This is a genomic window from Thioalkalivibrio sulfidiphilus HL-EbGr7 (assembly GCF_000021985.1).
Taxonomy (GTDB): domain Bacteria; phylum Pseudomonadota; class Gammaproteobacteria; order Ectothiorhodospirales; family Ectothiorhodospiraceae; genus Thioalkalivibrio_A; species Thioalkalivibrio_A sulfidiphilus.
In genome coordinates this window covers 3,283,833-3,300,502 of the sequence record NC_011901.1, presented here as the reverse complement: position 1 = coordinate 3,300,502, position 16,670 = coordinate 3,283,833, and the positions used below count along the sequence as shown (strand labels likewise).

At 64.1% G+C, this 16,670-nt stretch carries 21 protein-coding genes; 15 read left to right on the top strand and 6 right to left on the bottom strand.

Annotation, left to right across the window (positions count from 1 at the left end):
• Positions 1–2 precede the first annotated feature (2 nt).
• Positions 3–203: a hypothetical protein gene (locus TGR7_RS15810; RefSeq protein WP_012639683.1), complete on the bottom strand. Its 201-nt coding sequence runs from the start codon at positions 201–203 to the stop codon at positions 3–5.
• A gap of 157 nt (positions 204–360) precedes the next feature.
• On the opposite strand from TGR7_RS15810, the gene lexA reads away from it, so the two are divergent.
• Positions 361–825, top strand: a complete 465-nt coding sequence (lexA, locus tag TGR7_RS15805) for a transcriptional repressor LexA (RefSeq protein ID WP_012639682.1) — start codon at positions 361–363, stop codon at positions 823–825.
• Between the two features lie 54 nt (positions 826–879).
• Positions 880–1,215, top strand: a complete 336-nt coding sequence (locus TGR7_RS15800; protein ID WP_012639681.1) for a low molecular weight phosphatase family protein — start codon at positions 880–882, stop codon at positions 1,213–1,215.
• Between the two features lie 118 nt (positions 1,216–1,333).
• Here TGR7_RS15800 and TGR7_RS15795 read toward each other — a convergent pair whose 3' ends face one another.
• Both TGR7_RS15795 and typA read right to left on the bottom strand, forming a co-directional pair.
• Positions 1,334–2,536 (bottom strand): GGDEF domain-containing response regulator, encoded by a 1,203-nt coding sequence (locus tag TGR7_RS15795; RefSeq protein WP_012639680.1) that lies wholly within the window; start codon positions 2,534–2,536, stop codon positions 1,334–1,336.
• A 461-nt stretch (positions 2,537–2,997) separates the two neighbouring features.
• A complete protein-coding gene (typA, locus tag TGR7_RS15790; RefSeq protein WP_012639679.1) occupies positions 2,998–4,815 on the bottom strand; it encodes a translational GTPase TypA in 1,818 nt (605 codons plus the stop codon).
• A gap of 240 nt (positions 4,816–5,055) precedes the next feature.
• Between typA and TGR7_RS15785 the strand changes: the two genes are divergently transcribed.
• The 6 genes from TGR7_RS15785 (at position 5,056) to TGR7_RS15760 (ending at position 10,667) form a co-directional block, all read left to right on the top strand.
• Positions 5,056–5,445, top strand: a complete 390-nt coding sequence (locus TGR7_RS15785; protein ID WP_012639678.1) for a group II truncated hemoglobin — start codon at positions 5,056–5,058, stop codon at positions 5,443–5,445.
• Positions 5,446–5,582: 137 nt separating this feature from the next.
• On the top strand, positions 5,583–5,822 hold the full coding sequence (locus tag TGR7_RS15780; RefSeq protein ID WP_012639677.1) for a DUF4160 domain-containing protein: 240 nt from the start codon (positions 5,583–5,585) through the stop codon (positions 5,820–5,822).
• Complete coding sequence (locus TGR7_RS15775) at positions 5,782–6,042, top strand: DUF2442 domain-containing protein (protein ID WP_012639676.1); 261 nt, start codon at positions 5,782–5,784, stop codon at positions 6,040–6,042. Before TGR7_RS15780 ends, TGR7_RS15775 begins: the two co-directional genes overlap by 41 nt.
• Before the next feature lie 430 nt (positions 6,043–6,472).
• The gene (locus tag TGR7_RS15770) at positions 6,473–7,516 is read left to right on the top strand and encodes a type 2 periplasmic-binding domain-containing protein (protein WP_012639675.1); all 1,044 of its coding nucleotides are present in this window, start codon (positions 6,473–6,475) and stop codon (positions 7,514–7,516) included.
• A gap of 11 nt (positions 7,517–7,527) precedes the next feature.
• A complete protein-coding gene (locus tag TGR7_RS16875) occupies positions 7,528–9,876 on the top strand; it encodes a putative bifunctional diguanylate cyclase/phosphodiesterase (RefSeq protein WP_187148403.1) in 2,349 nt (782 codons plus the stop codon).
• Positions 9,852–10,667 (top strand): hypothetical protein, encoded by an 816-nt coding sequence (locus tag TGR7_RS15760; protein ID WP_049764692.1) that lies wholly within the window; start codon positions 9,852–9,854, stop codon positions 10,665–10,667. The genes TGR7_RS16875 and TGR7_RS15760 overlap by 25 nt, the downstream gene beginning before the upstream one ends.
• An 18-nt stretch (positions 10,668–10,685) precedes the next feature.
• Here the strand turns inward: TGR7_RS15760 and TGR7_RS15755 are convergent, their stop codons facing one another.
• Positions 10,686–11,090, bottom strand: coding sequence for a hypothetical protein (locus TGR7_RS15755; protein ID WP_012639672.1), 405 nt, complete (start codon positions 11,088–11,090; stop codon positions 10,686–10,688).
• A gap of 145 nt (positions 11,091–11,235) precedes the next feature.
• On the opposite strand from TGR7_RS15755, the gene TGR7_RS15750 reads away from it, so the two are divergent.
• From TGR7_RS15750 to TGR7_RS17950, 3 genes are all read left to right on the top strand, one after another.
• Positions 11,236–11,649 carry a cupin domain-containing protein gene (locus TGR7_RS15750; protein WP_012639671.1) on the top strand — a complete coding sequence of 138 codons (414 nt, stop codon included), beginning with the start codon at positions 11,236–11,238 and terminating at the stop codon, positions 11,647–11,649.
• 151 nt (positions 11,650–11,800) lie between these two features.
• On the top strand, positions 11,801–12,739 hold the full coding sequence (locus TGR7_RS17315) for a hypothetical protein (RefSeq protein ID WP_012639670.1): 939 nt from the start codon (positions 11,801–11,803) through the stop codon (positions 12,737–12,739).
• 17 nt (positions 12,740–12,756) lie between these two features.
• A complete protein-coding gene (locus tag TGR7_RS17950) occupies positions 12,757–12,888 on the top strand; it encodes a hypothetical protein (protein WP_012639669.1) in 132 nt (43 codons plus the stop codon).
• A gap of 169 nt (positions 12,889–13,057) precedes the next feature.
• Here the strand turns inward: TGR7_RS17950 and TGR7_RS15740 are convergent, their stop codons facing one another.
• Together TGR7_RS15740 and TGR7_RS15735 are read right to left on the bottom strand one after the other, a co-directional pair.
• Positions 13,058–13,777, bottom strand: a complete 720-nt coding sequence (locus tag TGR7_RS15740) for a hemerythrin domain-containing protein (RefSeq protein WP_012639668.1) — start codon at positions 13,775–13,777, stop codon at positions 13,058–13,060.
• Positions 13,770–14,312 (bottom strand): hemerythrin domain-containing protein, encoded by a 543-nt coding sequence (locus TGR7_RS15735; RefSeq protein WP_041442072.1) that lies wholly within the window; start codon positions 14,310–14,312, stop codon positions 13,770–13,772. The genes TGR7_RS15740 and TGR7_RS15735 overlap by 8 nt, the downstream gene beginning before the upstream one ends.
• Before the next feature lie 102 nt (positions 14,313–14,414).
• Between TGR7_RS15735 and TGR7_RS15730 the strand changes: the two genes are divergently transcribed.
• From TGR7_RS15730 to TGR7_RS15715, 4 genes are all read left to right on the top strand, one after another.
• On the top strand, positions 14,415–14,813 hold the full coding sequence (locus TGR7_RS15730; RefSeq protein ID WP_012639666.1) for a hypothetical protein: 399 nt from the start codon (positions 14,415–14,417) through the stop codon (positions 14,811–14,813).
• Position 14,814: 1 nt separating this feature from the next.
• Positions 14,815–15,267: a biotin/lipoyl attachment domain-containing protein gene (locus TGR7_RS15725; protein WP_012639665.1), complete on the top strand. Its 453-nt coding sequence runs from the start codon at positions 14,815–14,817 to the stop codon at positions 15,265–15,267.
• 165 nt (positions 15,268–15,432) lie between these two features.
• On the top strand, positions 15,433–16,089 hold the full coding sequence (locus tag TGR7_RS15720; RefSeq protein WP_012639664.1) for a glutaredoxin family protein: 657 nt from the start codon (positions 15,433–15,435) through the stop codon (positions 16,087–16,089).
• A 161-nt stretch (positions 16,090–16,250) separates the two neighbouring features.
• Positions 16,251–16,598, top strand: a complete 348-nt coding sequence (locus TGR7_RS15715; protein WP_012639663.1) for a DUF4870 family protein — start codon at positions 16,251–16,253, stop codon at positions 16,596–16,598.
• Positions 16,599–16,670 lie beyond the last annotated feature (72 nt).

Below are 16,670 nucleotides of genomic sequence, written 5' to 3'. Positions count from 1 at the left end.
TTTCAGCGGTCGTTGAGCCACCCGGCCCACTGACTGTGGGTGGAGACGTCCACCCCGTCCTGACTGGCCCGCTCCTGCAGGAAACGCTGCAGGTCCTCCAGCAGCAGGCTGTCCATGAGTTCGGGCTCATTGGGCAGGCTGGCGTGCAGGGCTTGGTAGATGAGCTTCAGCTCGTTGACCGGGTATTCCTTGAGGGTGCGCATGGGGCTGGCTCCTGAAGCATGGGTGCCTGCCATTATGGACCCGGGAACAGCGCCCCACAAAAGGCCCAATCAACTTTAGGAGTTTCTGTTAACTTGCTGTAAATGAAAGGTCTTGTGTTATGCTCGGATCATGCGTCCCAGCCCCGAGGTGAAACCCATGTCTGAACTGCACCTGCTGATCCCCAAGCGGAACCGTCCCGTCTGGCCCGCCGGCATGGAGGATTTCGAGGCGGCGCCGGTCGATACCTGCGAGATCCCCCTGCTCGGCTGGGTGGCCGCCGGCCTGCCGGTGGACCTGTGCAGCAACGAGGAGCGGGTCTCGGTGCCCGCCCACATGGTCCGGCGCAACACCTATGCCCTGCGGGTGCGCGGCCACTCCATGATCGACGACAACATCCAGGACGGCGACATCATCGTGGTGGAGCGCCGCCAGAGTGCCGAGAACGGCCAGACCGTGGTGGCCATGATCAACGGCGAGCAGGTGACCCTGAAGAAGTTCTACGTGGAGCGCGAAGGCATCCGCCTGCAGCCCGCCAACCCGGACATGGAGCCCATCATCCTCAGGAACGAGGAGATCGAGATCCTGGGCATCGTCACGGGTGTGATCAGGGACATGCGCTAGAGAAGAAATGCGGTAGAGACAAGTCGCTAGAGACAAGAGGCAAGCAAAGATCCCATGTATAAGCGTCCGGCGCGTGTCCTGTTCATCGGGGCAAACGGGGATTCGCGCACGGACCTGGCGGCCCGGCTGACCGGGGAGATCGGGGCGGGATGGATGGAAGGGCTCGGGGCGGATCTGGACCGGCTCGATGCCGACCAGCTTGCCTGGGCCGACCTGGTGATTCCCCTCGATGTCCACACCCGGCAGCGCTGTCCGGCGCTGCCACCCACGGCACGGCTCAAGGTCTGGGACCTGCCCGAACTTCCCCCCGAGGACACCGAAGCGGAGATCCGCCGACGCCTGACCGGCATGCTGGGCGGGTTGCGCATGCTGTCCAGGGTGGATGAATAGCCAGGGACTGGACAGGATTGACATGATTAACGGGATTAGAAAAAAAGGAAGCGGCCTCTTGGCCGCTTCCTTTTTGAAATCATGTACATCCTGTTAATCCTGTCCATTATTGATGATCTCAAAGCTCCTTGGCGCGGTTCTTCAGTTGCAGCAGCGCGCCGTCCATGCCCAGGCGAAGCTGGCGGTTGGCGTGGACCAGCAACGGGAACATGCGCCGCAGCAGGGGGCCGAGCTGCTCGTTGACCTTGGCGGTGTCGCCGGTGCGCAGCAGGATCAGGGCCTCTTCCACGGAGAGTGCCACGCGGCGCCCCTCGGGGGCGGCGCGGCTCTCCGCCGGCGGGCCTTCCTCGAACACCACCGTGTTGCCGCCGGAGGCCATGGCCTTGGCCACCCGCGCCTCGGCCAGCTTGATCACCTCGTCGAACTGCAGGTTCTCGTACAGGGCCGGCGTCACCAGGCCCGCGCTCACGGTCATGGCGAAGCGGGTGTTGCCCAGGCGGTAGCCCGCCTTCTGGTTGAGATCGTGGATCTTGCTGGCGACCTCGCGGGCCACCTGTTCATTGGCACCGGGCATGAGCACGGCGAACTTGGACAGGCCCACCCGGGCGACCGTGTCCTCCCGGCGCACGCTGCCGCTGATGATCTTGGAGATGTTCACCAGCACCTTGTCCGCCACCTGGCGGCCGCGCTTGCGGAACAGCTCGTCGTACTGGTCCACGTCGATGCGCAGCACCGACAGCTCGTTGCCGTGGCGGATGGCAAAGGACAGCAGCACCGGGCCGTGCTCGCGGAAGTAGTTGGCGTTGGCCAGGCCGGTCAGCGGGTCGATGGTGCTGCGCTGCTCCAGGGCCTGGGTGGCCTGCTGCAGGCGGCGCTGGGTGTGCTCGAACTTGGCGTGGGCCTTGGCGCGGGCGCGCAGCTGCAGGGAGTCGAAGGGCTTGGTGATGAAGTCGGTGGCGCCCAGGGCCATGGCCTGACGGCGCATCTTCTCGTCGTCCTCGTGGCCGGTGATGATGATCACCGGCAACTCGCTGATGCGGCTGTGGATGGACTCACGGATCTGGCGCAGCAGCATGAAGCCGTTCATGCGCGGCATCATCAGGTCGGAGAACACCACCTGGATGCTGGGATCATCGCGCACCAGCTCCCAGCCGGTGTCGCCGTCGTCGGCCTCCACCACCTCGAAGTCGTTGCTGAGCAGGCGGCGGATCGCCTTGCGCATGGTGGTGGAGTCCTCGACCACCAGGATGCGGGGCTTGGCGATGGTGTAGCTGTCGGCGCTTTCCGCGCTTTCCGTGCTGTCTGCGATGGTCGCGTGCATGGCTCCTCCCGATGTTTTTCAGGAGGTTAGCACCCAATTTGCAAGAAGTAATGAGGCCTGGGACACAAACGGTGTCCCCGCCGGGATGAATGGCGGATTTGTCTGTAGGAAGCTAGCCCGCATATTTCACCACCGTTCGTAGCGAGGGCGACGAGATGCCGCTGTGACGGGGCGCGCACAGCGGAAGACGGCGCCGGCGTAGCCGACACTACGTCAAGCCGGCTGGAGTGAGCACGCCCCGTCACAGCGAGCAGATCGGCGGCCGCAGTAGAAGGGTGGTGAAATATGCGGGCTAGGGCGGAATCGCCCGAGGCCCCGGTGTAGACGTAGGAGGCCCGACCCCGGGCCGAATACCCATGCTTGGGTCGTTCGGCCCGTGGTCGGGCCTCCTACGGGGTTTGGTCCAGCGTCAGACCCCGCAAGCCTTGTTGGGGACGCGCGGGTCGGGGCAAGGCGCAGTCTCAGCTCGCCGCGCGCGAGGCCCGCTTGCGCTCGTGTTCCAGCAGCAGCTTCTTGCGCACCCGGATGGACTTGGGCGTGACTTCCACCAGTTCGTCGTCCTCGATGAACTCCAGGGCCTGCTCCAGGGTCATGCGGATGGGCGGGGTGAGGATGATGTTCTCGTCGGAGCCGGCGGCGCGGATGTTGGTCAGCTGCTTGGCCTTGAGCGGGTTGACCACCAGGTCGTTGTCGCGGCTGTGCAGGCCGATCACCATGCCCTCGTAGACCTCATCGCCATGGCCGATGAACAGGCGGCCGCGCTCCTGCAGGTTGAACAGGGCGTAGCCCAGGGCCTTGCCGGCGCCGTTGGCGATCAGCACGCCGTTGTTGCGAGCGCCCACGGAGCCGGGTCGGTAGGGGCCGTAGCTGTCGAACACGTGGTGCAGGATGCCGGTGCCGGAGGTGGCGGTGAGGAACTCGGTCTGGAAGCCGATCAGGCCGCGGGAGGGCACCTTGTAGTCCAGGCGCACCCGGCCCTTGCCGTCGGGGATCATGTCCAGCAGTTCACCGCGGCGCCCGCCCAGCTTCTCCATGATGGCGCCCTGGTGCTGCTCCTCCACGTCCACGGTCACCATCTCGTAGGGCTCTTCCCGGACCCCGTCACGCTCGCGCACGATCACCTCGGGGCGCGACACGCCCAGCTCGAAGCCCTCGCGGCGCATGTTCTCGATCAGGATGGACAGGTGCAGCTCGCCGCGACCGGAGACGCGGAACTTGTCCGGATCTTCGGTCTCCTCCACGCGCAGGGCCACGTTGTGCTTGAGCTCCTCGAACAGCCGGTCGCGGATGTTGCGGGAGGTGACGAACTTGCCTTCCTTGCCGGCGAAGGGCGAGGTGTTGACCTGGAAGGTCATGCTCACCGTGGGCTCGTCCACGGTCAGCGCCTTGAGCGCCTCGACCGCAGCCGGGTCACACAGGGTGTCGGAGATGTACAGTTCATCCATGCCGGTGAAGGCGATGATGTCGCCGGCGCGGGCCTCGGGCACCTCGACGCGCTCCAGGCCCTTGAAGCCCAGGATCTGCAGGATGCGGCCGGAGCGCACATTGCCTTCCCGGTCGATGGCCTTCACGGCGCTGTTGGTCTTGACCTTGCCGCGGGTGATGCGGCCGATGCCGATGAGGCCCTGGAAGCTGTTGTAGTCCAGCGAGGAGACCTGCATCTGGAACGGGCCCTCGGCGTCCACGGCCGGCGGGCTCACCTTGTCGATGATGGTCTGGAACAGGGGCGTCATGTCGCCCTCGGTCACGTCCTTGGTCAGCCCGGCAAAGCCCTTCAGGGCCGAGCAGTAGACTACCGGGAAATCCAGCTGCTCCTCGGTGGCGCCCAGGCGGTCGAACAGGTCGAAGATCTGGTCCACCACCCAGTCCGGCCGGGCGCCGGGGCGGTCGATCTTGTTCACCACCACGATGGGCTTGAAGCCCATGGCGAAGGCCTTGGAGGTCACGAAGCGGGTCTGGGGCATGGGCCCGTCCACCGCGTCCACCAGCAGCAGCACCGAGTCCACCATGGACAGCACCCGCTCCACCTCGCCGCCGAAGTCGGCGTGCCCGGGGGTATCCACGATGTTGATGCGGTAGCCGTTCCAGGTCAGGGCCGTGTTCTTCGCCAGGATGGTGATACCGCGTTCCTGCTCCAGCGCGTTGGAGTCCATCATGCGTTCGGTGATGTGGGCCCGTTCACCGAAGGTACCGGACTGCTGCAGCAGCTTGTCCACCAGGGTGGTCTTGCCGTGGTCAACGTGGGCGATGATGGCGATATTGCGAAGCTTGTCGGTCATACTGGGAGGCCCTGCCTGGGCGGGTAAGGAGAAAAAGGTGCAAAATTATATCCGAACGTCAGGAGAAGCGTCGGATTTCTTTTGTGCCGGCGCGTCCTTGGGGCCGGAAACCGGCCAAAAATCAACCGAGGGTCCGCAAATAGACGCGAATGGACGCAAATTGTGGCGATTGAGTGTTTAATTTCTGTGAATTCCGCGTTGTTCGCAGATAACGGATCAGCTTTCAACATCGAGTCTTGAATGTCCTCTGCCAATCCCGAATCCCCCTACACCCGCATGGGCGGCGAACCCGCCGTCCGCGCCCTGGTAGACCGTTTTTACGAGCTCATGGACACCCTCCCCGAGGCCTGGGAGATCCGCAAGCTCCACCCGGAAGACCTCGCCGGTTCCCGGGAAAAACTGTTCAAGTTCCTCTCCGGCTGGCTGGGCGGCCCGCCCCTCTATATCCAGGAATACGGCCACCCCATGCTGCGCCGCCGCCACCTGCCGTTTCCCATCGACGCACAGGCCCGGGACCAGTGGATGCTGTGCATGAACCAGGCCCTGGATGAGCGGGTGGAGGATGAGGCGCTGCGCGAGGGGGTACGCCATGCCTTCTGGCAGCTGGCGGATCACATGCGGAATCGGTGAGGTTTAGGGCGGCTGGAAAGGATTGCCGCAGAGGTGCGGAGGCGCAGAGTCGGCGAGAGCCGGATTGGTGAGCCATAATCCCAGTTCATGAGTCAGCGACTGGTTGCCTGGATGCGACCTTGGAGTGGCAGGAGGCCATGAGTCCCACGGTATTCAGAAAGGCGGGTTACCGTTTCTTCTTCATTTCCCGTGAAGAGGAGCGGATGCACGTTCATGTGGTGTCGGCGGATGGAGAAGCCAAGTTCTGGCTGAAGCCGAACATCGAGCTGGCCCGGAATTACCGATATCCCGTGCCACAACTCCGGTACATCAAGGCGTTAATCGAGGAGCAATACGATGAGCTCACTGGCGCATGGCGAGGCTACTTCAGACGTTGAAGTGACCAACATCTCGGCTCACGGAATATGGTTGCTTGCACACGGAAAGGAGCGCTTTCTGCCGTATGAGGATTTTCCATGGTTCAAGGATCAGACCGTCAAGGCAATCACCAAGGTTGAAGAGCCCGCGCCCGGGCATTACCACTGGCCGGATCTGGATGTAGATCTGACGGATGAGATTATTGAGCATCCCGATCAGTATCCAAATGTGGCGAAGTAATGATCTCGCGAGATCATGCTATTCGCGACGGGTTCGCCGCTCCTACACAGGTGTCTTTCTTGGCGTCTTTGCGTCTTCGCGAGAGACCGGTTTTGATCCGCTCTTCTAGAGCCGGCCGGGCAGGTAAGGCAGCCGGTTGATCTGCGGGGGAAAACGTCCCGGACAGGGCAGAAACCCGTGATCTGGCGAAAATACCTCCTTTTTGTCCTCTATTTGGCCCTTTTCGTCCTGAATCCCATGCCCGAGCGCCCGACTTGAGCCCGGCAGCTTGTATCCTGCAAGGCAGGATTATGTGCCGGATCACACGGTACGGGCGGTCGGGGGACCGCTGCAGGAGGCCCTGGGCCCTCTGACCTGCGGGGAAAGAGGGCCGTTCTGAACGACCAGTGCCGCCAAGCTTATATAACAACTCACAAGAGAGCTTGAGCCCATGCCCACCCTTCTCAAATTCATCCTCGTCCTGTGCGCCCTGTCCCTGACGGGAGTGCTCCACGCCCATGACCCGGCGCTCAGGGGCGAGGCCTTCTTCGACAACCGGGACAAGATCGTCGACATGCCGCCGGAATGGGTGGCCCAGACGGTGACCCATGAGGCGGCGCACCAGGACGCGGATCTCGTGGTCACTCTCAACCAGGATACCTACCCGATACTGGGGCCGGAGATTCAGCGCTACGCAGCGGAACGCGGGCTCAAGATCGTCATGCAGAGCGGCACCTGTGGCACCTCGGCGGGCAAGCTGATGCAGAAGCGCATCAACAGCGGTGCATTCTGCTGTCCGCCGGGCGACATGGATCGGCTGCCGGGGCTGGAATTCCACACCCTGGCGATTACGGCGGTGGCGGTGGTGGTCAATGCACAGAACCCCCTGGAGGAGGTGACCCTGGACGAGGCCCGCGACATCTTTCGCGGCAGGACGCGCCACTGGCAGGAGCTGGGCACGACGCCGGGCCTGAACGAACCCATCGCCACCACGGCGCGCCTGCATTGCACCAAGCGCCCGGGGCACTGGACCCTGCTGCTGGCCAACGAGACATTGTTCAGCCCCACCCTGCGCGAGGTGGGGGTCATCCCGGACCTGGTGGCCAGGACGGCTCAGGAGCGTAACGCGGTCGCTCTGGAGACCCCGTACATGGTGCGCGAACACAGCGCCCCGGGTCAGGTGAAGCTGCTGCGCATCGACGGGCACGCGCCCACGGATATCGCGCACCTCGCCTCGGGCGGATACCCGGTGTACCGCACCTTCAACATGACCACCTGGAGCAATGATCCCGATCGGGACAGAACACTCGAACTGATCGCGCACCTGCGTGATTACATCGAGGCACATCACGAGCGCTTCCACATGGCGCCCGTCTCCCTGCTGCGCGAGGCAGGCTGGCAGTTCATCGGCGATGAACTGGTGGGCGAGCCGTCCGGTGCGGTGCTGGTGCAGCACCACCCGGAACATCACGACCACCACCACGGGCAGGAGTGATGTCTGCCCACATGTTCCGGCGGACGGCACTCACCCTGAAGATGCTGATTCTGACCGCCGCCCTCGGGGTGGCGGTCTGGCTGGTCTCGGACAGCCACCACACCCGTTCCCTGAAGGAGCTGTTCCACGAAAGGCTGGCTGAACGCTTCAGCCTGGAGGCCCAGGAACACCGCACGCGCTTCGACCGCCATGTGCGCATCCACACCCAGGCGGCAAAGATGCTGGCGGGCTCGCAGATGATGCTCGATTACCTCCACGGCGAGCCCTGGGAGGGGCGGGATGCACAATCCGTGCAGTACCACGTCGATCCGCCCGGCTGGATGCCGGCGCACTCCGTGCTGCGTCCGTTCGTGGTGCCGCGCTACGCCCTGTTACTGGATTCGGAGGGTCGGGTCCGGGAGCTGTATCACTGGGACCAGACTGTGCCCTCTCCCGACCTGCTCACGCCCTCCGCCCTGGTGCTGGCCCTGTCGCGGGGGCAGAGCTACCTGACGCGGCTCGAGGCGGGCCCCTACCTGCTGAGCTCCGAGCCGGTGATGCTGGGCGGCGAACTGGTGGCCATACTGATGCTGGCAGCGCCTATCGACAGCGGATTCCTGCGTGAATCCCAGGCGCTGGCAACGACACCCCATACGGTCGCGCTGCTGTCCGAGGGCGCCGACAGGATCCTGGTGAGCAGCGACCCGAACGCGGTGCCCGATGGCATCCGCCTGTCGGAGTTGAGCGATCTCTATCTGACCGTGGGCAAGGGATTCTTCGATTACGGCTCATCCGACCTGGTGATCCGGTTTGCCTCCTTCATCCCGCTGCAGGAGGTTTCGGACCTGACCCAGGCGGCGCTCGACCGCGCCCGTGAGCAGCGCATCATGATCACCGCCGCGTTCGGTGTGACCTTCATGCTGCTCATCTACCTGCTGACCCGCCGGGTGCGTGCCCTGACCCAACGGGTGGTGGAGTTTTCCAGTCACATGGCGGTCAAGCAGGACCGCACCGACAGCCGGGATGAACTGGATATACTGGAGGATCGCTTCAAGACCCTGACCAGCGCCATCATGCGCGAAACCGAGGCCCTGGAGTACCAGGCCTCTCACGATCCCCTGACCGACCTGCCCAATCGCAAACTGCTCAATGACCGACTGCAGAACGAGCTGCTGCGCAGCGGTTTCACCGGGGCGCCGCTGGTGCTCATGGTCAGCGACCTGGATCACTTCAAGGAGATCAACGACACCCTGGGCCACCACGTGGGTGACCTGGTCCTGCAGCAGGCGGCGGAACGCCTCTACAAGACCGTGCGCAAGGCGGACACGGTGGCCCGTCTGGGCGGGGACGAGTTCAGCATGCTGTTCCCGGATACCACCCTCGAGCAGGGGCTCAAGATCGCGCGCCAGATCGGCCGTGTCTTCGAGTCACCGTTCGCGGTGGAGGGCCACAACCTGAACGTGGGCATCAGCATCGGCATCGCCGAGTTTCCCGCCCATGGAGATGACGTCAACATCCTGATGCAACGAGCCGATGTGGCCATGTACGCGGCGAAGCAGAACGGCCTGACCTATGCCGTCTATGACCCGGGCAAGGACACCCACCATGTCAGCCGCCTGGAACTGCTCTCCGACCTGCGCAGGGCCATCGAGACAGGCAGTCTGGAATGCCACTACCAGTGCAAGCTGGACATCGAATCTGGCAGGGTGACGGGCGCGGAGGCGCTGCTGCGCTGGGATCACCCTGACCGTGGCATGATCCACCCGGACGAGTTGATCCCCCTGGCGGAAAAGACCGGACTGATACGCCCGCTGACAAACCTGGTGCTGAGAAAGGCGCTCCAGGAATGCGCCCGCTGGCGGGAGAGCGGCCTCGATCTGAGCGTGGCGGTCAATCTCTCGGCCCAGTGCCTGCGGGAGGATTCGCTGCTGGACACACTGCGCCGATGCCTCGACGAGTTCCGCCTGCCGGCATCGGCCTGTGTGCTGGAGCTCACCGAGAGTGACATGATGGCGGACCCCCTGCGTGCCAAGGAGATCCTCATGGAACTGGATGTCATCGGGGTGCGGATCTCCGTGGACGATTTCGGTACAGGCTATTCCTCGCTCGCTTACCTGAAGCAGCTGCCCATCAGCGAGATCAAGGTTGATCGCTCTTTTGTCAGGGAGATGCTCGAGGATGAGAACGACCTGGTGATCGTGCGTGCCATCGTTGACCTGGCCCACAACCTGGGCATCCGTGTCGTGGCCGAGGGAGTGCACTCCAGGGAGGTCCTGGACATGCTGGCGAGACTCAAGTGCAACGAGGCCCAGGGTTACTTCATCAGGAAGCCGGTTCCGGGTGACGAGTTGCTCACATGGCTGCAGTCGGAGGCGCGGTGATCGGCGGGGATTACAGCATCGGATGGGACGTGGGTGGCTGGAACTGCGAGCGCAACCGGGAGAGCCGGGATGCCCTTGTGATCCTGGATGCAGAGCGCAGACGCATCGGCACACCCTGGCGGGGAAATCTGCGCGCCACCATCAATGGGGCGGCCGGCATGCGGGGCTGGATCAGGGGCCTGTTCGCCCTGTGCGGTCTGCCCGCGCCGCCGGATCACAGCCGGGTCGTTCTGGCCATCGATACGCCACTGGGTTTCTCCGAGGCCTTCAAGGCGCTGGTGACCAGGTTCGAGGCCGCGCCGGGACCCGGGGCATCCCAGGACAATCCGTACCTGTACCGCGCCGCCGAACACTACCTGTTCGCGCGTGGCGTGAAGCCCCTGTCTCCCGTCAAGGACATGATCGGCAGTCAGGCCACCAAGGGCATGCATGTGCTGGCGCGGTTCGCGCCCCGGGTCGAGCGCTGCGGGGTCTGGACCCACGGGGCGGACTTCACCGTCATCGAGGCCTATCCGTCGCCCTGCAGGGCGTCGCCGCTGGTGCAGGGCTTGCTGGATGACTACGCCCCGAGAAACGGGCGCGATCCCTCGTTGCGGACCTGGCCGCCAGATCTGGATGACGGCGACAAGCGGGATGCCCTGGTCTGTGCATTGATCGGGCACCTGTTCACCCATCGGCCCGAGAGTCTGGCCCAGCCACCCGAGCGCATTCCTGCGTCGGAAGGGTGGATCTGGCTGCCGCAGGATGCACTGTCCCCTGTGGGCTCGCCTCATGATGAGCAGAAGGATTGACGGTGGTGAGGTTTTATTTCAGGGACGGGTTGCGACATCCGTCCTGTTGCTGCTGACGATGTTCCCTTCGCGGTCCACGTAGCAGTTGTACCGGAACACGGTCTCGGCGCCGCCGTCACCCAGGCTGCCGATCTCCACCCCCTCGACGTAGAAGCCATCCCGGGTGTCATGTACCGTGCCGGTGTGTCGCACCCGTGCGAAGCCGGGGTGATCCGCCGCGTTCAGGGCGGCACGGCGGCAGGTCTCGCCGGCGGCAAAGCGTTCGGGGGCGGCGAGCTTCTGAAACCACTGGTCAACCGCCGGGACCTGCTCCTTGAGGATGAACAGGCCGAACAGCACGAAGATGACGAGCGGCAGGTAGCGGCCGAGGCGGCGTTTGCCGGTCCTGCGGCGCGGCGGAAGGTCGGGGGCCGTTGGTTGCATGGGTGATCCTTGGAGGGCAGGGGCCTGTTCGGGGAGTGTATAGCGAACGCCCGTCGATGGCGCAGCCATCATCAGGCGGGGCCGGTTGCTCGGGGTGGGGCATCTGAGCGACCCTGTGATCTCTCGCCCCGGTGACCCTGAAACCATGAAGACCCGTTACGCCGATATCCCCGCCTACGACACCAAGGACGGCTCCGAGATCCGCGAGCTGATGCACCCGGATCACCACGGCAACCGCGCCCAGAGCCTGGCCGAGGCCATCGTGGCGCCTGGGGCGGAGACCCGCCTGCACCGGCACGGGAGGACCGAGGAGATCTACCACATCACCCGGGGCGAGGGGCTGATGCGCCTGGGGGATCAAACCTTTGCCGTCACCGTGGGCGACACGGTGTGCATCCCGCCCGGCACGCCCCACAACATCCGCAACACCGGCGAGACCCCGCTGCACATCCTGTGTGCCTGCTCGCCGGCGTACAGCCATGAGGAACGGAGTTGTTGTCGGGGTGAGTTAGGGAACCGCGACGCAAAGGCGCAAAGACGCGAAGGGACGCAAAGGTAAAAGCTGTATATAGCAGAAACCTTTAGGATTGGCGTGGCTGTGTGAGAGCCAGAGATTTTGCTTGCCTGAAGCCTTGGCCGGTCATATAAATTCCGCTGAATCACTGTGACCACCATGGCTGCCGAGGTCTGCGGACACCACGGTATGTGACATGGATGTTCCGGTCGGAAATATCCCATTCCACTGTGACGAGACCGCCTCTGTGAAAAGAAGAATAATTCAGCTGCTTCCGGGTATCCTGCTGCTCGCCCTGGGCTCCGTGCCGCTGGTGGCGCAGGTCAGCATTCCCTATCAATTCCAGTCCGGCGCGCCTGCCCGGGCGTCGGAGGTGAACGAGAATTTCGAGGCCCTGCGTGCCGCACTCAACATAGCGCTGAGCCAGATCAACGATCTGCGAGACGAACTGCGAAATGAACTTGCCCGTATCGGCGAGCTGGAAGAGGAGATCCAGGCACTGCGCGGCAGCAATGTGTTCGCCATGGCTGAGTACGTGGAGGTCATGCCGGACCCCCATGTATTGAACGGCACCACCATCCGTTTCTCGGGCGTGAACCTGCAGATCGTCAACGGTGAAGGCATCACGGAGAGCATCAACGGGCTTGGCAACATCATCGTCGGTTACAACGAGCCACATATGGTTGGTGAAACTGACAAGTCGGGCTCCCACAACTTCGTGGGCGGTAGTGGTAATGCCTATTCAAGCTTTGGGGGTCTGGTGGTTGGAGTCGACAATACGATCACAGCCCCTTATGCCAGTGTCAGCGGCGGATCCAGGAACACCGCATCCGGGGAACGGAGCAGCGTCAGCGGCGGATCCAGGAACACCGCATCCGGGGAATGGAGCAGCGTCAGCGGCGGATCCGACAACACCGCATTCGGGCAATGGAGCAGTGTGAGTGGCGGCGACTCAAATATGGCGTCTGGTGGAAATAGCAGCGTCAGCGGTGGATTCAGGAACACTGGATCCGGGGAATGGAGCAGTGTGAGTGGCGGACGCAGAAACACCGCATCTGGTGATTACAGCAGCATCCTTGGCGGTTCGTTTGTTGAGGTGGTTAACAGGGACGGGATTTCACCTCCCACTCCCTAGACCTGAGGACCGCGGTGATGATGCGCTATAAGGTCATTGCCGGCAGTTTCTTGGTCCTGCTGCTCTTCGCCTGCGGCAGCGACAGACCGGACCCCGCAAACGGTTCCAGCTGGGATCGGATGTACTGGGATCAGGGGCGCTGGGACTGAGCGGGTCGCGCCAGCACGGCGTGCTGAGGTGAAGTGATTCGTAGGTTGGGGTGAGCGCAGCGAAGCCCAACATGGAGAAGCCCATCACCGGTTCGTTGGGCTTCGCTGCGCTCACCCCAACCTACGCACCATCTCGCGAGTTTCCCTGATGACGTTACGTGCGTTCGCGTCATCGCGCCTTTGCGTCGCGGCTTTCCCCGGCCAGGATCGCCTTCGCCCTAGCCAGCAGTTCCGTCCCACCGTCGGGCAGTGAGCGCAGCGCACGTGACCAGTGGGGAAACAGGTTCGTTTCCTCGCGGCCTTCGTGCTTGGCCAGGGCGCCGGAGATTAGCGCGAAGTAGGGCGCCACTTCCCAGCCGGCGTCCACGCCCTCGTCGAACTGGCTTTCCAGCAGGGCCGTCTGTTCCAGGATCTCCTCGTGTTCGCGCAGCATCACCGAGGTGGGGTCCTGGCCAGACGGGTGCCGGGGCAGGTCGAGCAGCGGCACGATCAGTTCGTTCTCCACCTGGATGTGCCGGCGCAGTCCGGTGACGTAGGTGCGAAAATCCGGCTCGGCACCGGCCAGGTCCTCGGCGTTGACCTTGTGCAGGGCGCTGGCGAACAGGCGGTCGATGCGCAGGTGGTCGCGGGTGAGCAGGTCCACCAGGTCCACGGGCTCCACGTCTTCCCGGCGGCGCACGCTGAGCCGCCACAGGGGCGGGCCGGCGGCATCGGTCTGCCAGTGGATGCCGTGGCGCAGTTGCAGGCTCAACGCCTCCATGAGCATCTCCGGCGCCTGGTCGAGCAGCACCTCGAACAACTGGCCGGGACGCAGTTCCTTGAGGGTGTAATAGGCGCGGGTGTGGGCATGGCTGCCCAGGCCGCGCAGGTCCAGGCTGAAATCAGCCATGGCTCAGCGCCACGTCGCGACGCGATGCCATGGCACGACCCAGGCTGCGGAGTTCATCCGCGTTCAGCAGCCGCCGGGCCAGGGGCAGGACGTGTTCTTCCTCCAGGTCCAGATGGCGGCGGGTGCTGGCGATCCACTCGACGGCGCGGGGCATGGCGTCGTTGTCGCCTCTGATGACCGCCTCGAGCCGGGGGCGCAGTGTCGCCCAGCCCCGCTCGAGCCCCGGGTGCTCGGCGCTGAGCTGTTCCAGCCACAGGGGCAGGCGGGTGTCCCATTCAGCCCGGTCCCGGCAGCCGAGCAGCAGGGGGAACAGGTCGGTATCCTCGTCGGCATGGTGATGGGGCGCGGCCCGGTCGAAGTAGTTCAGGATGCGTTCCGCCGCGTGACGGGCATCCGGGTCCGCGCCACGCCGGCTCAGGTGCTCCGGCAGGCGTTCGAGGGTCTCCAGGCGTTCTAGGATGCGCTCGTGGCAGGCGTGCAGCATGCCGAGCGGATCGTCGAAGCCCGGGGCGGGCGGTTTGAAAAACGATTTCATCGTTGAAGTGTGGTACGGATTGATCTGATTGTCTTTGATTATCATCAATGTATTTAATATACATCTTATGTACTCTGGTGGTAGGCAACACCGGAGTCGGCCATGCACCCCCGCAATCGTCTGTTCATCCTCGCTGCCCTGATCTACAGCCTGCTGGGCGGGCTGGTGGGCCTGCTGTGGCTGGCCCATCCCGGCCTGATCCCGGGCAACGTGCCGCGCATCCACGGGCACCTGATGCTATTGGGCTTCATCACCATGATGATCTACGGGGTGGGGCTGCACGTGCTGCCGCGCTTCTCCGGGCGGCCGCTCTACTCGGAGCGCCTGGCCAACGTGCAGCTCTACGTGGCCAACCTGGGGTTGTGGATCATGGTGGCCGGCTGGCTGTTGTGGCATCACCCGACGGTGAGCGTGGGCGGCCTGCTGGCCTGGTCCGCCATGGGTCTGTTCGCCCTGAACATCGCACTCACCGTGCGGCACTACGGACCGAAGGGGGCCTGACATGGCGCATACCGAGTATCGCGGCTGCGAGCTGCCCGACGACCTCTTCTACGACCTGGACTATGTCTGGGTGCGCCCGGAGGGGGACGGCACCTTCACCCTGGGCATCACCGACCCGGCCCAGACCATGGCGGGCCGGGTGCAGTACTTCCGCTTTCGCGCCCCGGGCACCCACCGGGCGGCCGGCAAGCCGGTGGCGCGGCTGGAGTCGGGCAAGTGGGCCGGTGGCATCCCCACCCCCTTCGACGGGACCATCGTGCGCATCAACCCGGCCGTGGAGCAGGACCCCGGCCTGGTCAACGTGGCACCCTACACCGATGCCTGGGTGGTGGTGATGCGCCCGGACGATCCGGACAAGGCCCTGGAGCGCCTGCACACGGGCCCCGAGGCCATCGAGGCCCTCAAGCGCTGGGTGGACCGCTACGACATCCAGTGCATGCGTTGCGCCGATTGATCAGGCGCTGTAAAGCGAACCGCGAAGGGCGTGAAGGTCTGCGCGAAGGTCGCAAAGGTTTTGTATTCACCATGAATTTCTTCGCGCCCTTGGCGCTCCCTTTGCGCCCTTTGCGTTCCGGCTTTTGACTTTGAATTCATGCCAGAGCCCACCAAGGAGAAACCCATGAAAGTCGAACTGCTGGTCTCTGAATGGTGTGCCTCGTGCCACGACGCGGAGCGCGTCTGGCGCCAGGTGGCGGAGCAGAAGCAGATCGACTTCGCCGTGGTGGACATGGGCCAGCCGGAGGGCCGCGAACTGGCGACGCGGCTGCGCATCCGTTCCATCCCCGCCGTGGTGGTGGACGGCGAGCTGCGCCATATCGGTCTGCTGGACCTGTCGGCCGCCACCGCCCTGGTGGCCAGTGCGCCTGCCCGGTTGAACGTGCGGGTGCAGCACGTGGGCCTGGGGCTCTCGCCCAGCAGCCGGGCGGCAATCCTGGGGGCGCTGGGCTGGCTGCTGGTGGCGGGTGCGTCCCTGCCCCTGGGCGGCCTGTTGCCCGACGTGGGCACCCGGCCGGTGATGCTGCACGCCTTCAACCTGGGTTTCCTGGTGCTGCTGATCATGGGTCTGGGCGAACACATGCTGCCCCGTTTCACCGGCAAGCCCATCCGGGGCGGCTGGCTGTTGGCCTGGCTGCCCCAGGGGCTGGTGCACGTCGGGGTGATCGGGCTGGTGCTGGGCTGGTACGCGGGGATCGCGATGCTGGCCATTGCGGGGGCGCTGGCGGCGACCCTGGCTTTCGGATTGTTCACGGTGCGGGTGATACCGGTGTTGAGATAATTCAACGTTCAAGATTCAAAATTCAAAGGCACAAGCACTTCCTTTGAATTTTGAACGTTGAATTTTGAATTCTTCCTGCCCACACTGGGCTGGCCCCGAAGGGCGAGACACAACAACGACACAACAAGGAAACCCCCATGTCCCAGGTACAGGAATCACCCATGCAGGAAGCGCCGGCCGAGCAGCTCAAGAGCGGCCCGGTGATGATCATCTACGTGCTCTATTTCGTGGGCTTCTTCATCGGCCTGACCGCCCTGGTGGGCGTGATCATGGCGCACATGAAGCGCGGCGAGGCGGATGCCGCCGCACAGAGCCACTACCAGTACCAGATCCGCACCTTCTGGATCGGCCTGATCTACATGATCGTGGGCGTGCTCACCGCCATGCTGATCATCGGCTACCTGATCCTGCTGTGGTGGTTCGTCTGGACCCTGGTCCGCTGCATCAAGGGCGTGCTGCGCGCCCTGGACAACAAACCGATGGAGAATCCGGAGACCCTGTTGTGGTGATAGCGGGCCCGTGCTGACGGGATCGGGTTCGACACAAGGGGGCTGCTGGTAAGCAGCCCCCTTGTTGTTTTA